Below are 17,545 nucleotides of genomic sequence, written 5' to 3'. Positions count from 1 at the left end.
TCATTATTTGTTTTAATAGAAACGATAACTTTTATTTAGCGTTACAGTTTTAATGGAAATGATCGCACTTTTTATTTGTTACTAAACAAATTTGATTGTCTATTTTTGTAATATGAAAGAAGCCTTACATCAACTGTTTACTGAGTTTCAAAACAGCATACAAAAAAATGATTTTGTAAAATTAACTTTAAGTAAACCAATTCGTAAAAGTGATGAATTATCGAATGTATACATTCGTCAAATAATGTTGAAAGGAGACATTTGTTTTCAATTTTTATATCGATATAAAACAAATGATCAAACAAAAAACTATTCGTTTGAAGAAAGTATTGAAGAACTAACTCATTTACTTTTAGAAAAGTTTAGAGCAGCGACATTATTTACGTTAGAAAACGATTTGCTAGTCTTTATTTCTAAAAAGAAAAAAGTAAGTTATAAAACTACACAGCCTAGTTTTAAAAACAAGTTACCAGAAACTCATGATAAGCCTAAAGAAAAAAGAGCTGAAAACAGCGAATATTTATATCATTTGGGGGTAACGGATAAAGAAGGAAAAGTAATTCCTAAAATGGCAGATAAATACCGTCAGATCAATAAGTATTTAGAAATTATAGAAGCGCAAATACAATCAGTTAAATTACCTAAGCATATCAATATTGTAGATATGGGCTCAGGAAAAGGCTATTTAACTTTTGCATTGTACGATTACTTGGTCAATCAAAAAGGATATACAGCCAGTGTAACAGGTATTGAGTTACGCCAGAGTTTAGTTGATTATTGTAATGATATTGCCAAAAAGTGTGATTTTAAAGGATTACTTTTTGTAGCACAACCAATTCAGGAATACGATAACAATAAAATAGATATTTTAATCGCTTTACACGCATGTGATACGGCGACCGATGATGCTATTTACAAAGGTTTGGTTTCCAAAGCAGAATTGATTGTTTGTGCTCCGTGCTGTCATAAACAAATCCGTCAGCAAGTGAAAGGAAAAGAGCAGGAGAGCCCTTTATTAAAATATGGAATTTTTAAAGAACGTCAGTTTGAAATGGTTACTGACACTATTCGTGCTTTAATTTTAGAGAAAAACAATTATACTACCAAGGTTTTTGAGTTTATAAGCAATGAGCACACGCGTAAAAATGTAATGCTAATTGGTGCTAAATCATCTAAAAAAGTAGATGAAAAACGTATTGAAGCTAAAATTTCAGATTTAAAAGAAGCTTATCAAATTGAGCAACACTATTTAGAGGGATTGCTATAATATTTTTATAATGAGTACATCTGTTAGTAATGTATTTAAAAATCTTCAGCTAGAAAATGAAGAGTTAAAAGTAGTTGAGAGTATTTTTTCGGAGGTAACGTATAAAAAAGGCGATACCATATTACAAACGAATGAAAAAGTATACTACCAATATTATGTGATAAAAGGTTGTTTACGAACGTTTTTTATGGATGCTAACGGAAAAGAGCATACGATACAATTTGCTATTAACGATTGGTGGATAAGTGATTATATAGGTTATTTTTCTGAATCAGAATCTGTACTTTCTATTGAGTGTATTACAGATGCTACTGTGTTAAAAGTAGCAAAGAGGGATTTGGATAATATCTATGAAAAAGTACCCAAAATAGAACATTTTTTTAGAAAAAAGTTAGAACGTTCAACGGTAAGATTTCAAAAAAGAATTTTAAATAATTTAGTGTTATCAGCCAAAGAAAGATATCATCTATTTTTACAAAACTACCCAAATATAGAGCAGCAAATTAAAAATTATCATTTAGCATCTTACCTAGGAATAACAACAGAAAGTTTAAGTAGAATACGAAAAGAAACTTTATAAAGGTTTTTATTACCATACATCAATTTTTTTTCAACTTTCATATACTAATTTTGAGGTAACTTAAAAATAGAAATAATATGAAAAAAGTAGTATTTGTACTTACTAGTCATGAAGAATTAGGAAATACAGGAGAAAAAACAGGATTTTGGATTGAAGAATTTGCAGCACCTTATTATTTATTAAAAGATAAAGGAGTAGAAGTAACTTTGGCATCTCCAAAAGGAGGACAACCACCAATTGATCCAAAAAGTAACGAACCAGATTTTCAAACACCAGCTACACATCGTTTTAATAAAGATGAAGAACTTCAAGCTGTATTGGCAAATACAATGAAATTGAGTGAAGTTAAAGAAGGTGATTATGATGCAATTTTTTACCCTGGAGGACATGGACCTTTATGGGATTTAGCTGAAAATAAAGACTCTGTAGCTTTAATAGAAACTTTTTATACAAACAATAAACCAGTAGGAGCTGTTTGCCATGCACCTATTGTATTAAAAGGCGCTAAAGTAAATGGAGATCCTTTAGTTAAAGATAAAAAAGTAACAGGCTTTTCTAATACAGAAGAAGATGCAGTGCAATTAACTTCAATTGTACCGTTTTTAGTAGAAGATGAACTAAAAAATAATGGAGGTATTTATAGCAAAGCAGGAGACTGGCAAGAGTATGTGATTGAAGACGGAAACTTAATTACCGGACAAAATCCAGCATCATCAGAATTAGTCGCAGAAAAATTATTTGCAAAATTATAACTATTAAATAGTGAGTGTTTAAGAAAAAAATCGTTTGAAAATATTTTCAAACGATTTTTTCTTTTTCAAGAACAAGCAAAAAGGTTTTATCGTACTTTTAGCGCATTAGAATATAGATAAAATGAAAGAATCTAAACCGCTTGTTATAGCTGCTTTTATAGCTATTTATGTTATTTGGGGATCAACCTATTTGCTAAATAAAATTGTTGTTACTGAGGTTTCTCCACTGTTATTAGCAGCAATTCGTTTTTCTATATCGGGAGCGCTAATCATGCTTATAGCTAAACTTTTAAAAAGAGAAATAAAAGTGACTAAAAAACAACTTTTAAATTCTGCGATAGCTGGTTTTCTTTTTTTAGTGTATGGAAATGGGATGTTTGTATGGGCATTAAAATTTGTAGATAGTGGTTTTGGTGCTTTATTAGCGGCAACACAGCCTTTATTTGTGTTATTACTATTACGTTTAATTGATGGAAAGAAAATGCAAAGACAATCTATTATTGGAGTTGTTTTAGGAATTATAGGAATGTACTTATTAGTAAGTCAAAATGAAATTACGACTTCAAAAGATATGCTAATAGGGATCTTTATGATTTTTTCATGTGTGTTAAGTTGGAGTTATGGTAGTGTTTTTGTAGCCAAAGCTAAGCTTCCTAAAAACTTCTTTGTAAGTACAGGTTATCAAATGCTTTTTGCAGGATTTTTTCTCTTTATAGGTTCTGTTTTATTAAAAGAAACTTGGTCTTCCCCTTTGGACTGGTCTTTTAAAGCGCAAGGAGCTATGTTTTTGTTAATTGTTTTCGGAAGTATTGTTGCATTTACATCTTTTAATTATTTATTAAAAATTGTTCCAACGGAAAAAGTATCAACATCAGCGTATGTTAATCCTGTAGTAGCCTTATTTTTAGGGTGGTATTTTTTAGATGAAACCTTAACAACACAATCGGTAATAGCATCTATTGTATTATTATCAGGAGTTTATTTTATTACTTCAAGAAAACGAATATCAAAATTGAAAGTTACCACCAAACCACAAAAAATTTAAGAAGTTCTCCATTTGGTTTTTTCAACCAACAAAGAGGGGAGTTTTCTTCATTTAAAAACTGTTGAATTTTATTTTGAAAGATTTCAAAAGTTAACCAGTTAATATTTGAATGTGGGTTTACTAACCAGTTATGTTTAGTTGGAATATAGAATTTACAATCGGAAAATTGTGGTAACTCTTTCGGGTAGATATAAAATCCATAAATACACTCATTATTTAGTTGTTTAAAGTTTTTTCCGAAGTCTTTTAAAGGAACAAATAATTGTGCTTTAAAATATACTTGTTGTATTATTTCATCTACACTCAATTTTAATTCATCTAAATAAGTTTTAGTATGATTGGAGTAGAGTAGTGGTAATTGTTTTTCTTGAAGCTTTGTTAGCTTTTGAATAAGAGAATCTCGTTGATTTGGTCCAATCCAATGTTCAACTTCAGAATTACCAACAGAAGCATCATATAAGTAGAACTTATATATAATTTCTAAATGAATTGGTTTCTTATTTTTCAACAATAAACAATCTAATTCACCTAGAGTAATTTTTTCTTTTTGAATTTGAATGTTCTCAGCGAGGATTGATAGAGAAGTATCATGATTTAATTCAAATGAAACAAAACGCTCTACTAATTTACCTAAACGTAATTTTTGTATAATTTCCTCGGAAAATGAGGCTGTTTTAACTTTTGAAACACAAAATTGTTCTAAATCAAAAACACCTTTTCCATGCCATAGAAAAGGTGTTTGTAAAAATCCTTCGTATTGTAATTGTAAATCTTTTTGTTTTTGGTACATAAAGAATTACTCTTTAATTCCTAGTTTATCTAACACTAATTTTGTGATGTCAAAACGTTCATCAAGGTATCCAAATTCATTTCCTGTAGTCGTCAAAATTTGAGTGTATCCATTTTCTTTGGCTACTTCAGCAATTACTTCACTTACTTTTTTATATAACGGACGTAAGCTTTGTTCTCGTTGAATTTGCATCATTGCTGTTCCGTTTTGACGAAATTTAGCCATTTCTTGTTCTAGTACTTGTATTTCTTGAACTCGAGTCTTCTTATCATCATCCGTCATTATTTTTTCTTCAGCCTTAAAAGAATCAATTTTAGATTTATACTCTGTTGCTTTAATTTGAAAACTAGAATCTAATTGTTTACCATAGTTTTCTACACGTTGCAAAACACCTTTCATTTGTGGCATTTTACTAATAATTAATTCGCTATCTACAGTACCAACTTTCGTTTGTGCATTTGTAAATCCGATAAAAAATAAAGCTAGTATAAATGTGATTTTTAATTTCATAAATTTCTGTGTTTTGTGACAAATATAAAAAAGTGGTTAATGTACGAACCTTAAAATTCGTTAAATTTTATTTTTTACTCTCAATGGTTGTAATAATGTTATTTACATCTTCCTTAAAATCAAACCAAATAATTTCAGGATCTTTACGAAACCAAGTTCCTTGACGTTTGGCAAACCTTCGAGAATTTTTCTTTATTTCTTCAATAGCAAACTCTTTAGTAAAGTTACCTTCAAAATATTCAAATAATTCTCTATATCCAACTGTTTGTAATGCGTTTAACTCTTTATGTTGGTGTAATTGTTTAGCTTCTTCAATTAGATCATTTTCAACCATAATATCTACTCGATGGTTGATACGATCGTACATAATTTCTCTATCTGCTTTTAAACCAATTTTTATAGTTTGAAAATTGCGGGGAGCTTTTGGTTTGTTTTTAAAAGAGCTATATGTTTCTCCTGTTCCAATACAAATTTCCAAGGCACGAATTAATCGATGTGGATTGTCAATAGCAATTGTATTGTAGGTTTCAATATCTAATTCTTTTAATAGCTGTTGAAGATGTTCAATTCCTTTATTTTCAAGTTCAGTAGTTAAATCAATCCTAATTTGAGGGGCTACATCAGGGAATTCATCAAGACCTTTCAATACAGCATCTACATATAATCCACTACCGCCTACCATAATTTGGACTGAATTTTTAACAAATAACTCATCTAATTTAGCTAAAGCATCTTTTTCAAACTGGCCTACTGAATAATCTTCAAAAATACTACGATTTTGAATGAAGTGGTGTGGGGCATCAGCTAGTTCATCTGGATCAGGAACCGCTGTTCCTATAGTCATTTCTTTATAAAACTGACGAGAATCACACGAAATAATATCACAGTTAAAATTTTGAGCTAGTTTAATACTAAGTGCTGTTTTTCCTATAGCCGTAGCTCCTACAATTGTAATTAAGGTATTTGTTTGTGGCATTTAGTTCAGTTTTGTTCCGCAATGATAGCAAAATTCTGCATCATCTTTATGACCTTCGTACGAGCAATTTGAGCAAGATTGAGTATTTAAATCTACTTTCTTTTTTGTCATTTCAGAACTCACAATTCCTGTAGGAATAGCAATAATAGCATAACCAATAATTACGGTTATACTCGCTATAAATTGTCCTAAAGCAGTTTGTGGTGCAATGTCACCGTAACCAACTGTAGTAAGGGTTACGATGGACCAATAAATACTTCTAGGAATACTGGTAAAACCATTTTCTGCACCTTCAATAAAATACATAATAGAACCTAAAATGATACAGATGATCAATACAAAATAAAGGAATACACCAATTTTAGCTTTACTGGCATTTAATGCCTTAATAAGTTGATTAGACTCACCTATATACCTTGATACTTTAAGGATTCTAAAAACTCTTAATAAACGTAAAGCTCTTAAAGCTATTAAGCTACTATGTGAGCCTACAAAGAAGAAGGTAAAATACATAGGAACTGTTGATAAGAAATCTATAATTCCATAAAAACTAAAAATATATTTAGTTGGTTTATTGATAGATATAATTCTTAGAATGTATTCTATTGAAAAAAGAATTGTAATAATCCACTCTGATATATATAAAAAAGTATGGTGCTTTTTATCAAAACTATCTACACTTTCTAGCATTACCAGTATGATACTTGCTAAAATAGCAAATAACAACACGATATCAAATAACCTTCCAGCAGGAGTATCTGCTTCATAAATTATTTCGTGTAATTTATCCCTCCAATTAAGTGATTTTTCTTCCAAAACAGTAAATTATTGAGTGGTTTACAACAATATTACAAATTATTTTCAACTTGTAATCGTACAATTTTAGACACTTTGTTCTTTAACAAGTAGTTTTTAATTATCGTTTTTGCTAGCTCTTTGTTTTCAATAGGAGTCAGCATTGATTTTAAGATAGATAATTGATTTTCTTGAAAAGCTAAGTTTGTATATGTGTAACCTATTACTTCATTACTTTCTATTAAAATCACAGCGTGTTCTTCTGGAATACGACCTTTATCAATAATCATCATGTGATCATGATTAAAGTTTTTATCTGCAATTTTTTTTCTTCTGATAATATTGTATTTAGGTCTTAATTTTTCTAGTTCTAAATGATATTTAAGACGTGTAAAAAGTAAATTACCAGTTTCATTAAAAGTAACTTCCGAAGCTCTTTTTGCTATTTTTAAACCTTTTCTGGTTTCTGTTAAAAAAAGCTTATTTACTTCATGTTTCATATTGTTTCCTCTACCAATGTAAATAATACTGCCTTCTTTATTGTGAATGTAGTATACCCCTTGTTTTTCTGGTAGACCGTCTAATATTTTTTGAACTCGAAATTTTTCGTGTCTATTATCAAAATACTTGATGGATTGTTGGATAATCTCTTTTTCGGTGTCTTTTTCTAATAGTAATTTAAATAATTGTATGGTGGCTAATGCATCACCTGTAGCTCTATGACGGTCAGACATTGGAATACCGATAAACCTACATAACTTACCTAAACTATGTGAAGGAGCTTCAGGAATCAGTTTTTTGCTAAGGGTAACAGTGCACAACGTATTACGCTTATAATCATAACCAAGACGGTTGAATTCTGTTCGTAAAATTCGATAATCAAAATTGGCATTGTGAGCAACAACAAAGCAACCTTCTGTAATTTCAACGATTCGTTTTGCTATTTCATAAAATTTAGGAGCATTACGGAGCATTTTATTGTTAATTCCTGTTAGTTTAACAACAAATTCTTGGATTTCTCTTTCCGGATTCACTAAACTAATAAATTGATCTACGACTTGATGTCCATCAAATTTATAAATAGCAATTTCAGTAATTCCTTCTTCGTTATACTTTCCTCCAGTAGTCTCTATGTCTAAAATAGCGTACAATTCTCTCTTTTTTTAGCAGATTTATGTAAATCTAAGCAATATAATTTCTAACTCCAAAAATAGAGCTTCCTATTCGTACCATATTACTTCCGTTTTCAATGGCTAATTCATAATCTCCACTCATTCCCATAGATAGAGTAGTTAGATTCGAATATTTTTCTTGATTTTTATTGAAGAAGCTCGCTAAGGATGAAAATTCATCTTGTAATTGCTCTTGATTATCAGTAAACGTTGCCATTCCCATCAACCCAACGATTTTGATGTTCTTTAACTCTTTTAATTCATCCGATGCTAAAATTTCTTCTATTTCGTTAAAAGGTAATCCGAATTTGGTATCTTCTTTGGCTATACGAGCTTGTAATAAACAATTAATAACTCTATTGTGTTTTTTAGCTTGTTTGTCAATTTCTTGTAAGGTTTTAAAGCTGTCTACACCATGAACTAAATGCACAAAATGTGCCATGTATTTAACTTTATTGCGTTGTAAGTGTCCAATCATGTGCCATTGAATATCCTTTGGAAGTTCATCATATTTGGTAACCATTTCTTGAATCTTATTTTCTCCAAATATACGTTGACCTGCATCGTAAGCTTCCTGCAAATCGGAAACAGGTTTCGTTTTTGAAACTGCTACTAAAGTTACATGTTCTGGTAAACTTGATTTTATTTTTTGAAGATTTTCTTTAATTCCTGTCATAATAATAACTGTGTGTACTGGAAACAGTACTAAAATTCGTAAATAGTTAAAGCACTGCGTAATTTAGGCTCTATGTATGTAGTTTTAGGAGGCATCATTAAGCCTGCATCTACAATAGTTTTTAATTCTGCGATGTTGGTAGGTAACATTCCAAACGAAACTTTAAACTCCCCACTATCAACCTTGGTTTTTAATTCCAATCCGTCTGATTTATTTTGAGAATACACAATTTTAGAAGCGTTTCTAATATCATCTATTCCTAAAATAGGTTGTAATACCGTTGTATATAAAATGTACGCATCTAACTCGCTTAGGCAATCTGTGAAATTATAGAGTGATTTACGCAAATACAAGGCATAAAATTCACCATTTAAATACATGCTAAAATGATGTTTTTCTTTAGGTTTATACAATTCTTGTCCACGATTTTCTATTCTGAAGTGCGTGTCTAATTCAATCAGTAATTCTTCAGGAGTTAATCCGTTCAAATCTTTAATAAATCTATTGAACTCGTAAATTTTCAACTGACTTTCAGGTAATAAATAGCTCATAAAATAATTATAGTCCTCTTTACCTGTATGCTCTGGATTGTTTTCAGCTAAGTTTTGAGCTAATAAACAAGAAGAAGTAGAGCGATGATGTCCGTCAGCAATATATAAAGTATTTACTTGTTGAAATGCTTCAGAAATTTGAGCTACATCCTTGCTATCATTAACGACCCACAAAAAATGTAAATCTCTATCGGAAGTAGAAAATTCGTATTCTGGTCGTTGTTCCTGATATTTTTGTATGATTGAATTTATTACCTCATTATCAGGGTAAGTAAGTAAAACCGGTTCTGCATTAAAACCTGTATTTTTTAAATAGTTTTCAAACAATAACTCACGTTCTCTTAAAGTGTCTTCATGTTTTTTTATAACATTGCTATGGTAATCTTCAACAGAAGTTGCAGCTATAATTCCACAGAAATTATCGGAAGGAGTTATTTTTTGATATACATAAAAAGCGGGAGTTTCATCTTGTTTAAAAACTTCGTTCTCTTTAAACTCCAAATAACGATTATGCACCAATTTAAAGCGTTGTTCCCCCGTTACATCTTGTTTATGATATTTATACCCAGGATTAATTACATGTAAAAATGTATACGGATTAAAGTCTAACTTTGCTCCAATTTCCGCAGGAGTATAAATTTCATACGATTTTGAAGATACTAATGCTACTTTATCACGAGTAGCTCTTACCGCTTTAAAAGGTTTTACAATCGCCATGAATTATTCGCTTAACAATTTTATAATTTTATTGGCTAACTCAACTCCAATTCTTTCTTGCGCTTCTATAGTAGACGCTCCAATATGAGGAGTCATAGAAATTTCAGGATTCATTAATAATTGAATTTCAGGAGTTGGTTGATTTTCAAAAACATCTAATCCAGCATATTTAACTTTGCCACTTTCAATAGCATTTACTAAATCAACTTCATTTAAAACACTTCCTCTTGAAGTATTAATAATTCCAACCCCATCTTTCATTTTATCTAACTGGGCAGCTTCTATAACATACTCTTCTTGTGCTGGTAAATGCAAGGTTACAAAATCAGATTTTGATAAAACATCATTTAACGATTGTGTTTTTACAGAAAAATTAACTGATTGTCCATCGAAAAAAGGAATTGTAATAGTTGCATTCTCAACTTCAGTATCAGTCGCTACTATTTTCATACCCAATCCTAAAGCCATTTTAGCTACCTCTTGTCCGATATGACCAAAACCTACAATACCTAAAGTTTTACCTCTCAATTCAATTCCTTGAGAAAATTGCCTTTTTAATAAATTGAAACTCAGGTCGCCTTCTAAAGGCATCTCACGATTGGATTGGTGTAAAAAGCGAACCATTCCGAATAAATGTGCGAATACCAATTCAGCTACTGATAGAGCAGAGGCTTCTTGAGTATTAATTACATGAACTCCATTATCAATAGCATAATCAACATCAATATTATCCATTTCGGTTCCTAAACAAGCAATAAGTTTAATGCTTGGGCAAGCATCGATTAACTCTTGTCGTACTTGTGTAGTATTACCTACTGTAATAGCATCAATAGTATGGTCGTTTATATAGTTTTCTAATTGCTCTTGTGCAACTTTAGTGTTTATTACTTCAAAGCCTTTGTCTTCTAAAGCTTGTATTCCACTAGCGGAAATTCCATCGGTCACTAATATCTTCATCGTTCTTTATATTAAAAATGCCATTATAAAAAATGACGTTGTATCTAACTTATTCTTTCTAATTCTTGCATTACATCTACTAAGGCCTGAACACTGTATAAAGGTAAGGCGTTGTACATGCTTGCACGGTAACCACCAACACTTCTATGACCACTTAATCCATTGATATTGGCTTCTTGCCACATTTTATCAAACTTAGCTTGTAAGCTTTCATCGGTTAAAGTGAAAGTTGCATTCATATGACTACGATCTTCTATTGCTGCAATACCTTTAAATAATGGATTTCTATCTATCTCATTATATAGCAAAGCTGATTTTTTCTCGTTTACTTTTTCAATAAATTCAATTCCACCTAAATCTTTTAACCATTCTAAAGTTAGCATTGAAGTATATACTGGAAATACAGGAGGTGTATTAAACATGCTATCTTTATCGATAAACACTTGATAGTTTAACATTGAAGGAATTTGACGTTCAACTTTACCTAAAATGTCTTCTTTTATTACAACAAGGGTGGTACCAGCGGGTCCCATATTTTTTTGAGCTCCAGCATAGATTAAATCAAACTTTGAAAAATCTAATTGACGAGAAAAAATATCAGAACTCATATCACATACCACAGGAACCGAAGTTTCAGGAAAACTCTTCATTTGTGTTCCGTAAATGGTATTATTACTAGTACAATGGAAGTAATCTACATCCGTTGGAATTTGATATCCTTTCGGTATATATTTGAAATTTTGATCTTTAGAAGAAGCTACTTCTACCAATTCACCAAATAGTCTTGCTTCTTTAATTGCATTGCTACTCCAAGTTCCGGTATTTAAATACGCTGCTTTTTTATTTAATAAATTGTATGCAACCATTAAAAATTGCATACTTGCACCACCTTGTAAAAACAATGCTTTATAGCCTTTGTTTTCTAATCCTAATAACTCTAAAGCTAAACTTCTTGCTTTCTCAATTACCTCTACAAAAGGTTGACTTCTGTGAGAAATTTCAATTAGAGATAAGTTATCATTATTAAAATTAATAACCGCTTCAGAAGCTTTTTGAAGCACTTCCTCAGGTAATATACAAGGTCCAGCGCTAAAGTTGTGTTTTTTCATTTGTCAGTTGTGTTTTGTTACACAAAGGTGCAAATTTATACAGAGACTCTCTTTTAAATTTTTGATAAAAATTCTAGTGTATTTACCCCATCAGCATAATCCCACAGCTTAGGATATTGTGTTTGTCCGAACTCAATTTCATTTTCGATAAAATTGTTAGCTACCACACATTGAATTTGCTCTCTATCTTCCCACAACTTAATTTTTAAATCATCTGCATTGTCATAATACTCATAAAAAACAGAAGCAATAGGAGAGGCGTAACTTTCATCTTCTTTAATCATTAAAAAACCATTCTCTAAAATATCAAATTCACTCATTAAATACACCGCTTTGTTATAATCGTAATTGTTAGCGTATTTAACATTGTTGATTATTTCATGCTGTTGGTACATTCCATTAAAAAAAGCATCAAAATTATAGTCTTTTGGAATGAATATTTTTGAAACCGAACGACATCCTAATCCGAAATAACGAAAAACATCTTCACTTAAATTTTGCATTTGTTTTTCAGATTCGTCACCAGTTAATACCGCAACAGAATTCCTATTCTTTCGGATAATACTAGGCTTACCTTTAAAATAATATTCGAAATAACGAGCGGTATTATTACTTCCCGTAGCAATCACTGCATCAAAACCAGTCAGTTTTTCTTCAGTAAATGATATTTTACCTTTCAATTCAGGTTCAACATACTCCAAATACTTAGCTAAAAAAGGTAATAAATGTTTATCGTTTGACGATTGTTTAACTAAAACAGAATGTCCAGAAATTAATACCGATAAAAAATCGTGAAATCCAACTAAAGGAATATTTCCAGCCATAATAACGGCAACTAACTTAGCATTATTTCCTCCTAAATTTTCTTTAGAAGTCCATTCTGTTAAATTATCAGAAGTCAATGCCTTTGTCCAGTTTTCAATTGAAAACAGTAAGTTTTCTCTTGTAAACCATGTATTATTTTCTTCTGCTATTTTAAGCTGATGTTTAAATCCGTCAAAAAATAACTCATTATGTTCTATATGCTCTTTTTTCTCGATTTTTTCTTGAGAAAACTGGCTTAAAAATTCTCCTAGTTTATGAAAAGCGTTAATTCTACTTTTTATACTATCCATTTATTTGGTTCTAAATTAAATTGGAACTATTTTTGCGTGTGCAAAGTTACAAAACTGAAAGAGATTAATTATGGCAATTATAATAACAGATGAATGTATAAATTGTGGGGCTTGTGAACCTGAATGTCCAAACACAGCTATTTACGAAGGAGCTGATGATTGGAAATATGCAGACGGTACTGATTTAACAGGAAATATTGTTTTACCAAACGGTAAATCTGCCAATGCAGACGAAGATCAAGAGCCTATTTCGGATGAAATTTATTACATCGTTGCTGATAAATGTACTGAATGTAAAGGTTTTCATGAAGAACCACAATGTGCTGCAGTTTGCCCTGTAGATTGTTGTGTTCCTGATGAAGATAATGTAGAAACAGAAGAGGAGTTATTAGCGAAACAACGTTTTATGCATAACGAATAGAAAGTAATTCTACTTTTAAATAGAACAAAAAATCCCGAGAATATTCTCGGGATTTTTTTGTTTTACGTGACTAACTTTTTAAAGTTTAAAACCTAATCTAGTAAAGAAATAAGCTCCATCTGATCCCATTTGTACAGAATCAGCTAATCCTCCTTGATCAGTCCATCCATCAAATTGTGGAGTAGGGTACACGTTAAAAATGTTATTTCCTCCAATAGTAAAGGTTATTTTATTAGTAAAAGCATAACTTAAACTTAAGTCAGTTGTAATTTTACTTTCATAAATGTCAGTAGCTACAGAATATAAAGCGTCTGCTTCTGCTTGAGTAGTTGCAGGTGATTCAACCCATTGAAAATCTTGTAATTGCACTTCGCTAAATTTAGTGAAGTTTAAAGATACATCAAGCTTTTTGTAACCATACCCTAGATTTAATCCAAATTTATGGTCTGGAGCTGCAGCTTTTAAATACGCTTCAGAAAAAGGGCTGAAAAATGTAAATCTATTTAAATTACCATTATTTATTTTTTCAATTTCAGTGTCATTAAAATTCCCTACTAAACCTACATTAACTCTGTGTTCATCAAAGGTTTTTTTATAGTTTAAAACAATATCTATCCCTTGAGTTTTGGTGTCGACACCATTTGCAAAGAACTGAGCTGCATCAACTCCTAAATTTAATCCTGATGCATCAAAGTTATCCGTTAAAATAATACGATCATCAACAGTAATTGAATAGGCATCAATTGTTGCGGTAAATCCGCCTATTTTATAGGTAAAACCTAAACTAGCATTAAAAGCAGTTTCTTCTTTTAGCTGCTCTATACCAAAAGCTTTAGTTACGGTACTGTTGTTAGCAGATAGCAATGAAGGAAGAGATTCTCCATTTACAATATTGGTAAATTTTAAATTATAATATAATTGAGCCAATGAAGGAGCTCTAAATCCTGAAGAAATAGACCCTCTCAATGTTAAATTGTCACTCGCTTTAAATCTTGAGGCTAACTTAAAATTAAAAGTACTTCCAAAGTCACTATAATCTTCAAAGCGAAGAGCTGCACCTACTAAAAATTTCTCGGTAAAATTAAATTCAGAATCAAAATAAAGACCTACATTACTTCTAGAACGGTCCACTTCATTATCTGGCCCGTAACCAGGGAATCCTTGAGACCCTCCAGGTAGTTCCTCCCCATTACCATCAACAGCAACAGGTTGAACAGCAGGATTTGTCATTAAAACTCCATTATCATCATATAACCCATATGAAGCTTCTTCTCCAGAAAAAATGATAAAGTTTTCTGTTCTGTATTCTAGTCCAAAAGCTAAGTTAACTCCACTCATTAAATCTTCTAGATATTTGGTAAAATCTAATCCTGTAGTATTTTGTGATAAACTATGCCCTCCAGCATTAAAATCAGTAGGAGAAGCGTCTTTCATCGAAGCATTATTAGAGTCTTTTATAAAGTAATGAAACTTGTTTTCTCCGTAGGTATTATTAAAATCAACTTCCCAACCATTTTCTAATTTATATTTAATTCCTGCAGAAACTGAAATATCAGTGATATTTGAAGTAATTCTTGGAGTAAAACCATTTGGATGTATGCTTGGAACACTTCGATTATCACCATCTGCATAACTATCTCTTGAAAAAGCATAAGCATCGGTATCTCTATAATTTCTTCCTCCAAAAGCATATACTTCGGTGTTATCATTAATAGGTAAACTAGCATTTACCATAAAGTTAAACCCGTCAATAGCGGCGCTACCATATCCTTTACGCCAAGAAAACCCTGGTCTTAAGGTTCTTTCCTTAGATAATAGTTCGGTAGTAAAGTTTACAAAGCCTCCTTTATCATTCAGTTTTGCCCCGTAATTTAAGTCTAACTTAAAAGTTCCTCCATCAAAACTTTTGTCCTCTCCATCCAATCTATTCTTTCCTTCCACATTGTATAAAGTTTCACCAGTAGCTTCAGCCCATCCATCTCCAATTGCAGTACTAAAAGCACCATAACCTAAACTTCCTGAAACCCCATCGGTATTATCTTTTAAAACAATATTAATAACACCTGCAATAGCATCAGAACCATATTGAGCAGAAGCTCCGTCTCTTAAAACTTCAATTCTTTTAATTGCAGCGGAAGGAATTGCATTTAAATCGGTTCCTGAATTTCCACGCCCACGTGTCCCAAAAATGTTAACCAATGATGATTGATGACGTCTTTTTCCATTAATCAATACCAATGTTTGATCAGGTCCTAAGCCACGTAAAGAAGCAGGCACTATATGATCAGCACCATCAGAACCAGATTGTTTTGTAGCATTAAAGGATGGGGCTGCATATTGTAAAATATCATTGACTTCTACTTTACCATTTTTGGTAGCCAAGTCACCTACGTCAATAACATCAACTGGAACAGGAGTGTCTATTGCTGTTCTTCTTACATTTCTAGACCCTACAATAACAACTTCTTCTAGTTGTAACCCTTCTTGTAATATAATATCGAAGCTAGTTTTTCCATTGATAGGAATTTCTTGAGTTTCAAATCCCGAAAAACTCACAATAAGTATTCCATCATTAGCTACTTTTAAGGAGAACTCCCCATTAAAATCTGTAGCAGTTCCATTAGTAGTTCCTTTTTCTAGAATGTTAGCTCCTGGTAAAGGTTCATTATTGACATCCTTTACCGTTCCTTTTATTTGTATTTGAGCATGTATTACTTGTAATCCAAGAAATAAAAAGCAAATGACAAAAAGTTTTTGTTTAGACATAAGAAAAGCTTTTAGTTTATTAATATCTAAAAATAGTTAAAATCAACTAAAATCTTAAATTAATGTTAATTTTTTAATTAAACACCAATATATAGATGTAGTTAATGAGTTTTAAATAAATAGTGTTTTTAGAAAGCAAAGCATTATATTTGCACTCGCAAAATTTCAATAAAGACATAGAATGAAAGCTGGAATTGTAGGATTACCAAACGTAGGGAAATCAACCCTTTTTAACTGTTTATCAAACGCGAAGGCACAAAGTGCTAACTTTCCGTTTTGTACAATTGAACCAAATTTAGGAGTGGTAAATGTACCAGATACTCGTTTAGAAAAATTAGAGGAATTAGTAAATCCTGAAAGAGTATTGCCTGCAACTGTAGAGATTGTAGATATTGCAGGATTGGTAAAAGGAGCAAGTAAAGGTGAAGGTTTAGGAAATCAATTCTTAGCAAATATTCGAGAAACTGATGCTATCTTACACGTATTACGTTGTTTTGATAATGATAATATTGTACACGTTGATGGATCTGTAGACCCTATACGTGATAAAGAAACAATTGATATAGAACTTCAATTAAAAGATTTAGAAACAGTTCAAAAACGTTTAGAGCGTGTGAAAAGAACTGCTAAAACAGGAAATAAAGAAGCTCAGGTAGAATTAGAAATTTTATTGAAAGTTGAGGCTACTTTATTAGAAGGGAAATCTATACGTTCAATCGAGTTTACTGAAAAAGAAGATGAATTTGTAAAACCATTGCAATTCATTACAGCTAAACCTGTGTTATATGTTTGTAATGTTGATGAAGGTTCAGCAGTTTCAGGAAATGCTTATGTTGATAAGGTAAAAGAAGCTGTAGCTGATGAAAATGCAGAGGTAATTGTATTAGCTGTAGGTACAGAAGCTGATATTACAGAGTTGGAAGACTACGAAGAACGTCAAATGTTTTTAGCTGATATCGGATTAGAAGAGGCAGGAGTTTCTCGTTTAATTCGTTCAGCATATAAATTATTAAACTTACAAACTTATTTTACTGCGGGTGTTAAAGAAGTAAGAGCTTGGACTATTCCTGTAGGATCAACAGCACCACAAGCTGCTGGGGTAATTCATACCGATTTTGAAAAAGGGTTTATCCGTGCTGAAACTATTGGATATGATGATTTTGTTACTTATGGTAGTGAAGCTAAAGTAAAAGAAGCTGGTAAAATGAGAGTAGAAGGGAAGGAATACATTGTTAAAGACGGTGATGTAATGCACTTTAGATTTAACGTGTAAGTTTATCCAAATATAAAATACAAACTCCACTAGATGATAGTGGAGTTTTTTTGTACCTTAGAATTCCAAATTC

Annotated in this window: 17 protein-coding genes; 6 read left to right on the top strand and 11 right to left on the bottom strand. The window is 31.3% G+C overall.

The annotated features are described in order from the left end of the window. Nucleotides 1-112 precede the first annotated feature (112 nt). The 4 genes from N534_RS0108165 to N534_RS0108150 all read left to right on the top strand — a co-directional run bounded on the left by N534_RS0108165 (nucleotide 113) and on the right by N534_RS0108150 (nucleotide 3,644). Entirely contained in the window at nucleotides 113-1,267 is a 1,155-nt protein-coding gene (locus N534_RS0108165; protein WP_028892022.1) for an SAM-dependent methyltransferase, read from the top strand. A gap of 10 nt (nucleotides 1,268-1,277) precedes the next feature. After that, a complete protein-coding gene (locus N534_RS0108160) occupies nucleotides 1,278-1,847 on the top strand; it encodes a Crp/Fnr family transcriptional regulator (RefSeq protein ID WP_038005778.1) in 570 nt (189 codons plus the stop codon). A gap of 77 nt (nucleotides 1,848-1,924) precedes the next feature. After that, entirely contained in the window at nucleotides 1,925-2,599 is a 675-nt protein-coding gene (locus N534_RS0108155) for a type 1 glutamine amidotransferase domain-containing protein (RefSeq protein WP_028892020.1), read from the top strand. Nucleotides 2,600-2,720: 121 nt separating this feature from the next. Continuing rightward, entirely contained in the window at nucleotides 2,721-3,644 is a 924-nt protein-coding gene (locus tag N534_RS0108150; protein WP_028892019.1) for an EamA family transporter, read from the top strand. Here N534_RS0108150 and N534_RS0108145 read toward each other — a convergent pair. The 10 genes from N534_RS0108145 to N534_RS0108100 form a co-directional block, all read right to left on the bottom strand. Continuing rightward, nucleotides 3,619-4,434 (bottom strand): DUF1853 family protein, encoded by an 816-nt coding sequence (locus N534_RS0108145; RefSeq protein WP_028892018.1) that lies wholly within the window; start codon nucleotides 4,432-4,434, stop codon nucleotides 3,619-3,621. The two genes, N534_RS0108150 and N534_RS0108145, sit on opposite strands and share 26 nt — an antisense overlap. Before the next feature lie 6 nt (nucleotides 4,435-4,440). Next, nucleotides 4,441-4,944 carry an OmpH family outer membrane protein gene (locus tag N534_RS0108140; RefSeq protein WP_028892017.1) on the bottom strand — a complete coding sequence of 168 codons (504 nt, stop codon included), beginning with the start codon at nucleotides 4,942-4,944 and terminating at the stop codon, nucleotides 4,441-4,443. 67 nt (nucleotides 4,945-5,011) lie between these two features. Continuing rightward, nucleotides 5,012-5,920, bottom strand: coding sequence for a tRNA (adenosine(37)-N6)-dimethylallyltransferase MiaA (miaA, locus tag N534_RS0108135; RefSeq protein ID WP_028892016.1), 909 nt, complete (start codon nucleotides 5,918-5,920; stop codon nucleotides 5,012-5,014). Next, nucleotides 5,921-6,736 carry an ion transporter gene (locus tag N534_RS0108130; RefSeq protein WP_028892015.1) on the bottom strand — a complete coding sequence of 272 codons (816 nt, stop codon included), beginning with the start codon at nucleotides 6,734-6,736 and terminating at the stop codon, nucleotides 5,921-5,923. Nucleotides 6,737-6,768: 32 nt separating this feature from the next. Next, nucleotides 6,769-7,866 (bottom strand): exonuclease domain-containing protein, encoded by a 1,098-nt coding sequence (locus tag N534_RS0108125; RefSeq protein ID WP_028892014.1) that lies wholly within the window; start codon nucleotides 7,864-7,866, stop codon nucleotides 6,769-6,771. Nucleotides 7,867-7,897: 31 nt separating this feature from the next. Further along, nucleotides 7,898-8,563 carry a YggS family pyridoxal phosphate-dependent enzyme gene (locus N534_RS0108120; RefSeq protein ID WP_028892013.1) on the bottom strand — a complete coding sequence of 222 codons (666 nt, stop codon included), beginning with the start codon at nucleotides 8,561-8,563 and terminating at the stop codon, nucleotides 7,898-7,900. 29 nt (nucleotides 8,564-8,592) lie between these two features. Next, complete coding sequence (locus tag N534_RS0108115) at nucleotides 8,593-9,831, bottom strand: DUF1015 domain-containing protein (protein WP_028892012.1); 1,239 nt, start codon at nucleotides 9,829-9,831, stop codon at nucleotides 8,593-8,595. 3 nt (nucleotides 9,832-9,834) lie between these two features. Beyond that, complete coding sequence (locus N534_RS0108110; RefSeq protein WP_028892011.1) at nucleotides 9,835-10,788, bottom strand: D-2-hydroxyacid dehydrogenase; 954 nt, start codon at nucleotides 10,786-10,788, stop codon at nucleotides 9,835-9,837. A gap of 44 nt (nucleotides 10,789-10,832) precedes the next feature. Further along, entirely contained in the window at nucleotides 10,833-11,897 is a 1,065-nt protein-coding gene (gene serC / locus N534_RS0108105; protein ID WP_028892010.1) for a 3-phosphoserine/phosphohydroxythreonine transaminase, read from the bottom strand. Between the two features lie 53 nt (nucleotides 11,898-11,950). Continuing rightward, on the bottom strand, nucleotides 11,951-13,012 hold the full coding sequence (locus N534_RS0108100; RefSeq protein WP_028892009.1) for an acyl-CoA reductase: 1,062 nt from the start codon (nucleotides 13,010-13,012) through the stop codon (nucleotides 11,951-11,953). A 70-nt stretch (nucleotides 13,013-13,082) separates the two neighbouring features. On the opposite strand from N534_RS0108100, the gene N534_RS0108095 reads away from it, so the two are divergent. Continuing rightward, nucleotides 13,083-13,433 (top strand): 4Fe-4S dicluster domain-containing protein, encoded by a 351-nt coding sequence (locus N534_RS0108095; protein ID WP_028892008.1) that lies wholly within the window; start codon nucleotides 13,083-13,085, stop codon nucleotides 13,431-13,433. Nucleotides 13,434-13,511: 78 nt separating this feature from the next. Here N534_RS0108095 and N534_RS0108090 read toward each other — a convergent pair whose 3' ends face one another. Beyond that, nucleotides 13,512-16,199, bottom strand: a complete 2,688-nt coding sequence (locus tag N534_RS0108090; protein WP_028892007.1) for a TonB-dependent receptor — start codon at nucleotides 16,197-16,199, stop codon at nucleotides 13,512-13,514. Between the two features lie 181 nt (nucleotides 16,200-16,380). Here N534_RS0108090 and ychF point away from each other — a divergent pair, with 181 nt between their 5' ends. After that, nucleotides 16,381-17,472 (top strand): redox-regulated ATPase YchF, encoded by a 1,092-nt coding sequence (gene ychF, locus N534_RS0108085; RefSeq protein ID WP_028892006.1) that lies wholly within the window; start codon nucleotides 16,381-16,383, stop codon nucleotides 17,470-17,472. The last annotated feature ends 73 nt before the right edge of the window (nucleotides 17,473-17,545 follow it).

Origin of the sequence: Tenacibaculum sp. 47A_GOM-205m (genome assembly GCF_000518405.1) — a bacterium.
Lineage (GTDB): Bacteria > Bacteroidota > Bacteroidia > Flavobacteriales > Flavobacteriaceae > Polaribacter > Polaribacter lutimaris.
Note: the sequence above shows the minus strand (reverse complement) of the source record. Positions and strands in the feature narration are given on the sequence as shown.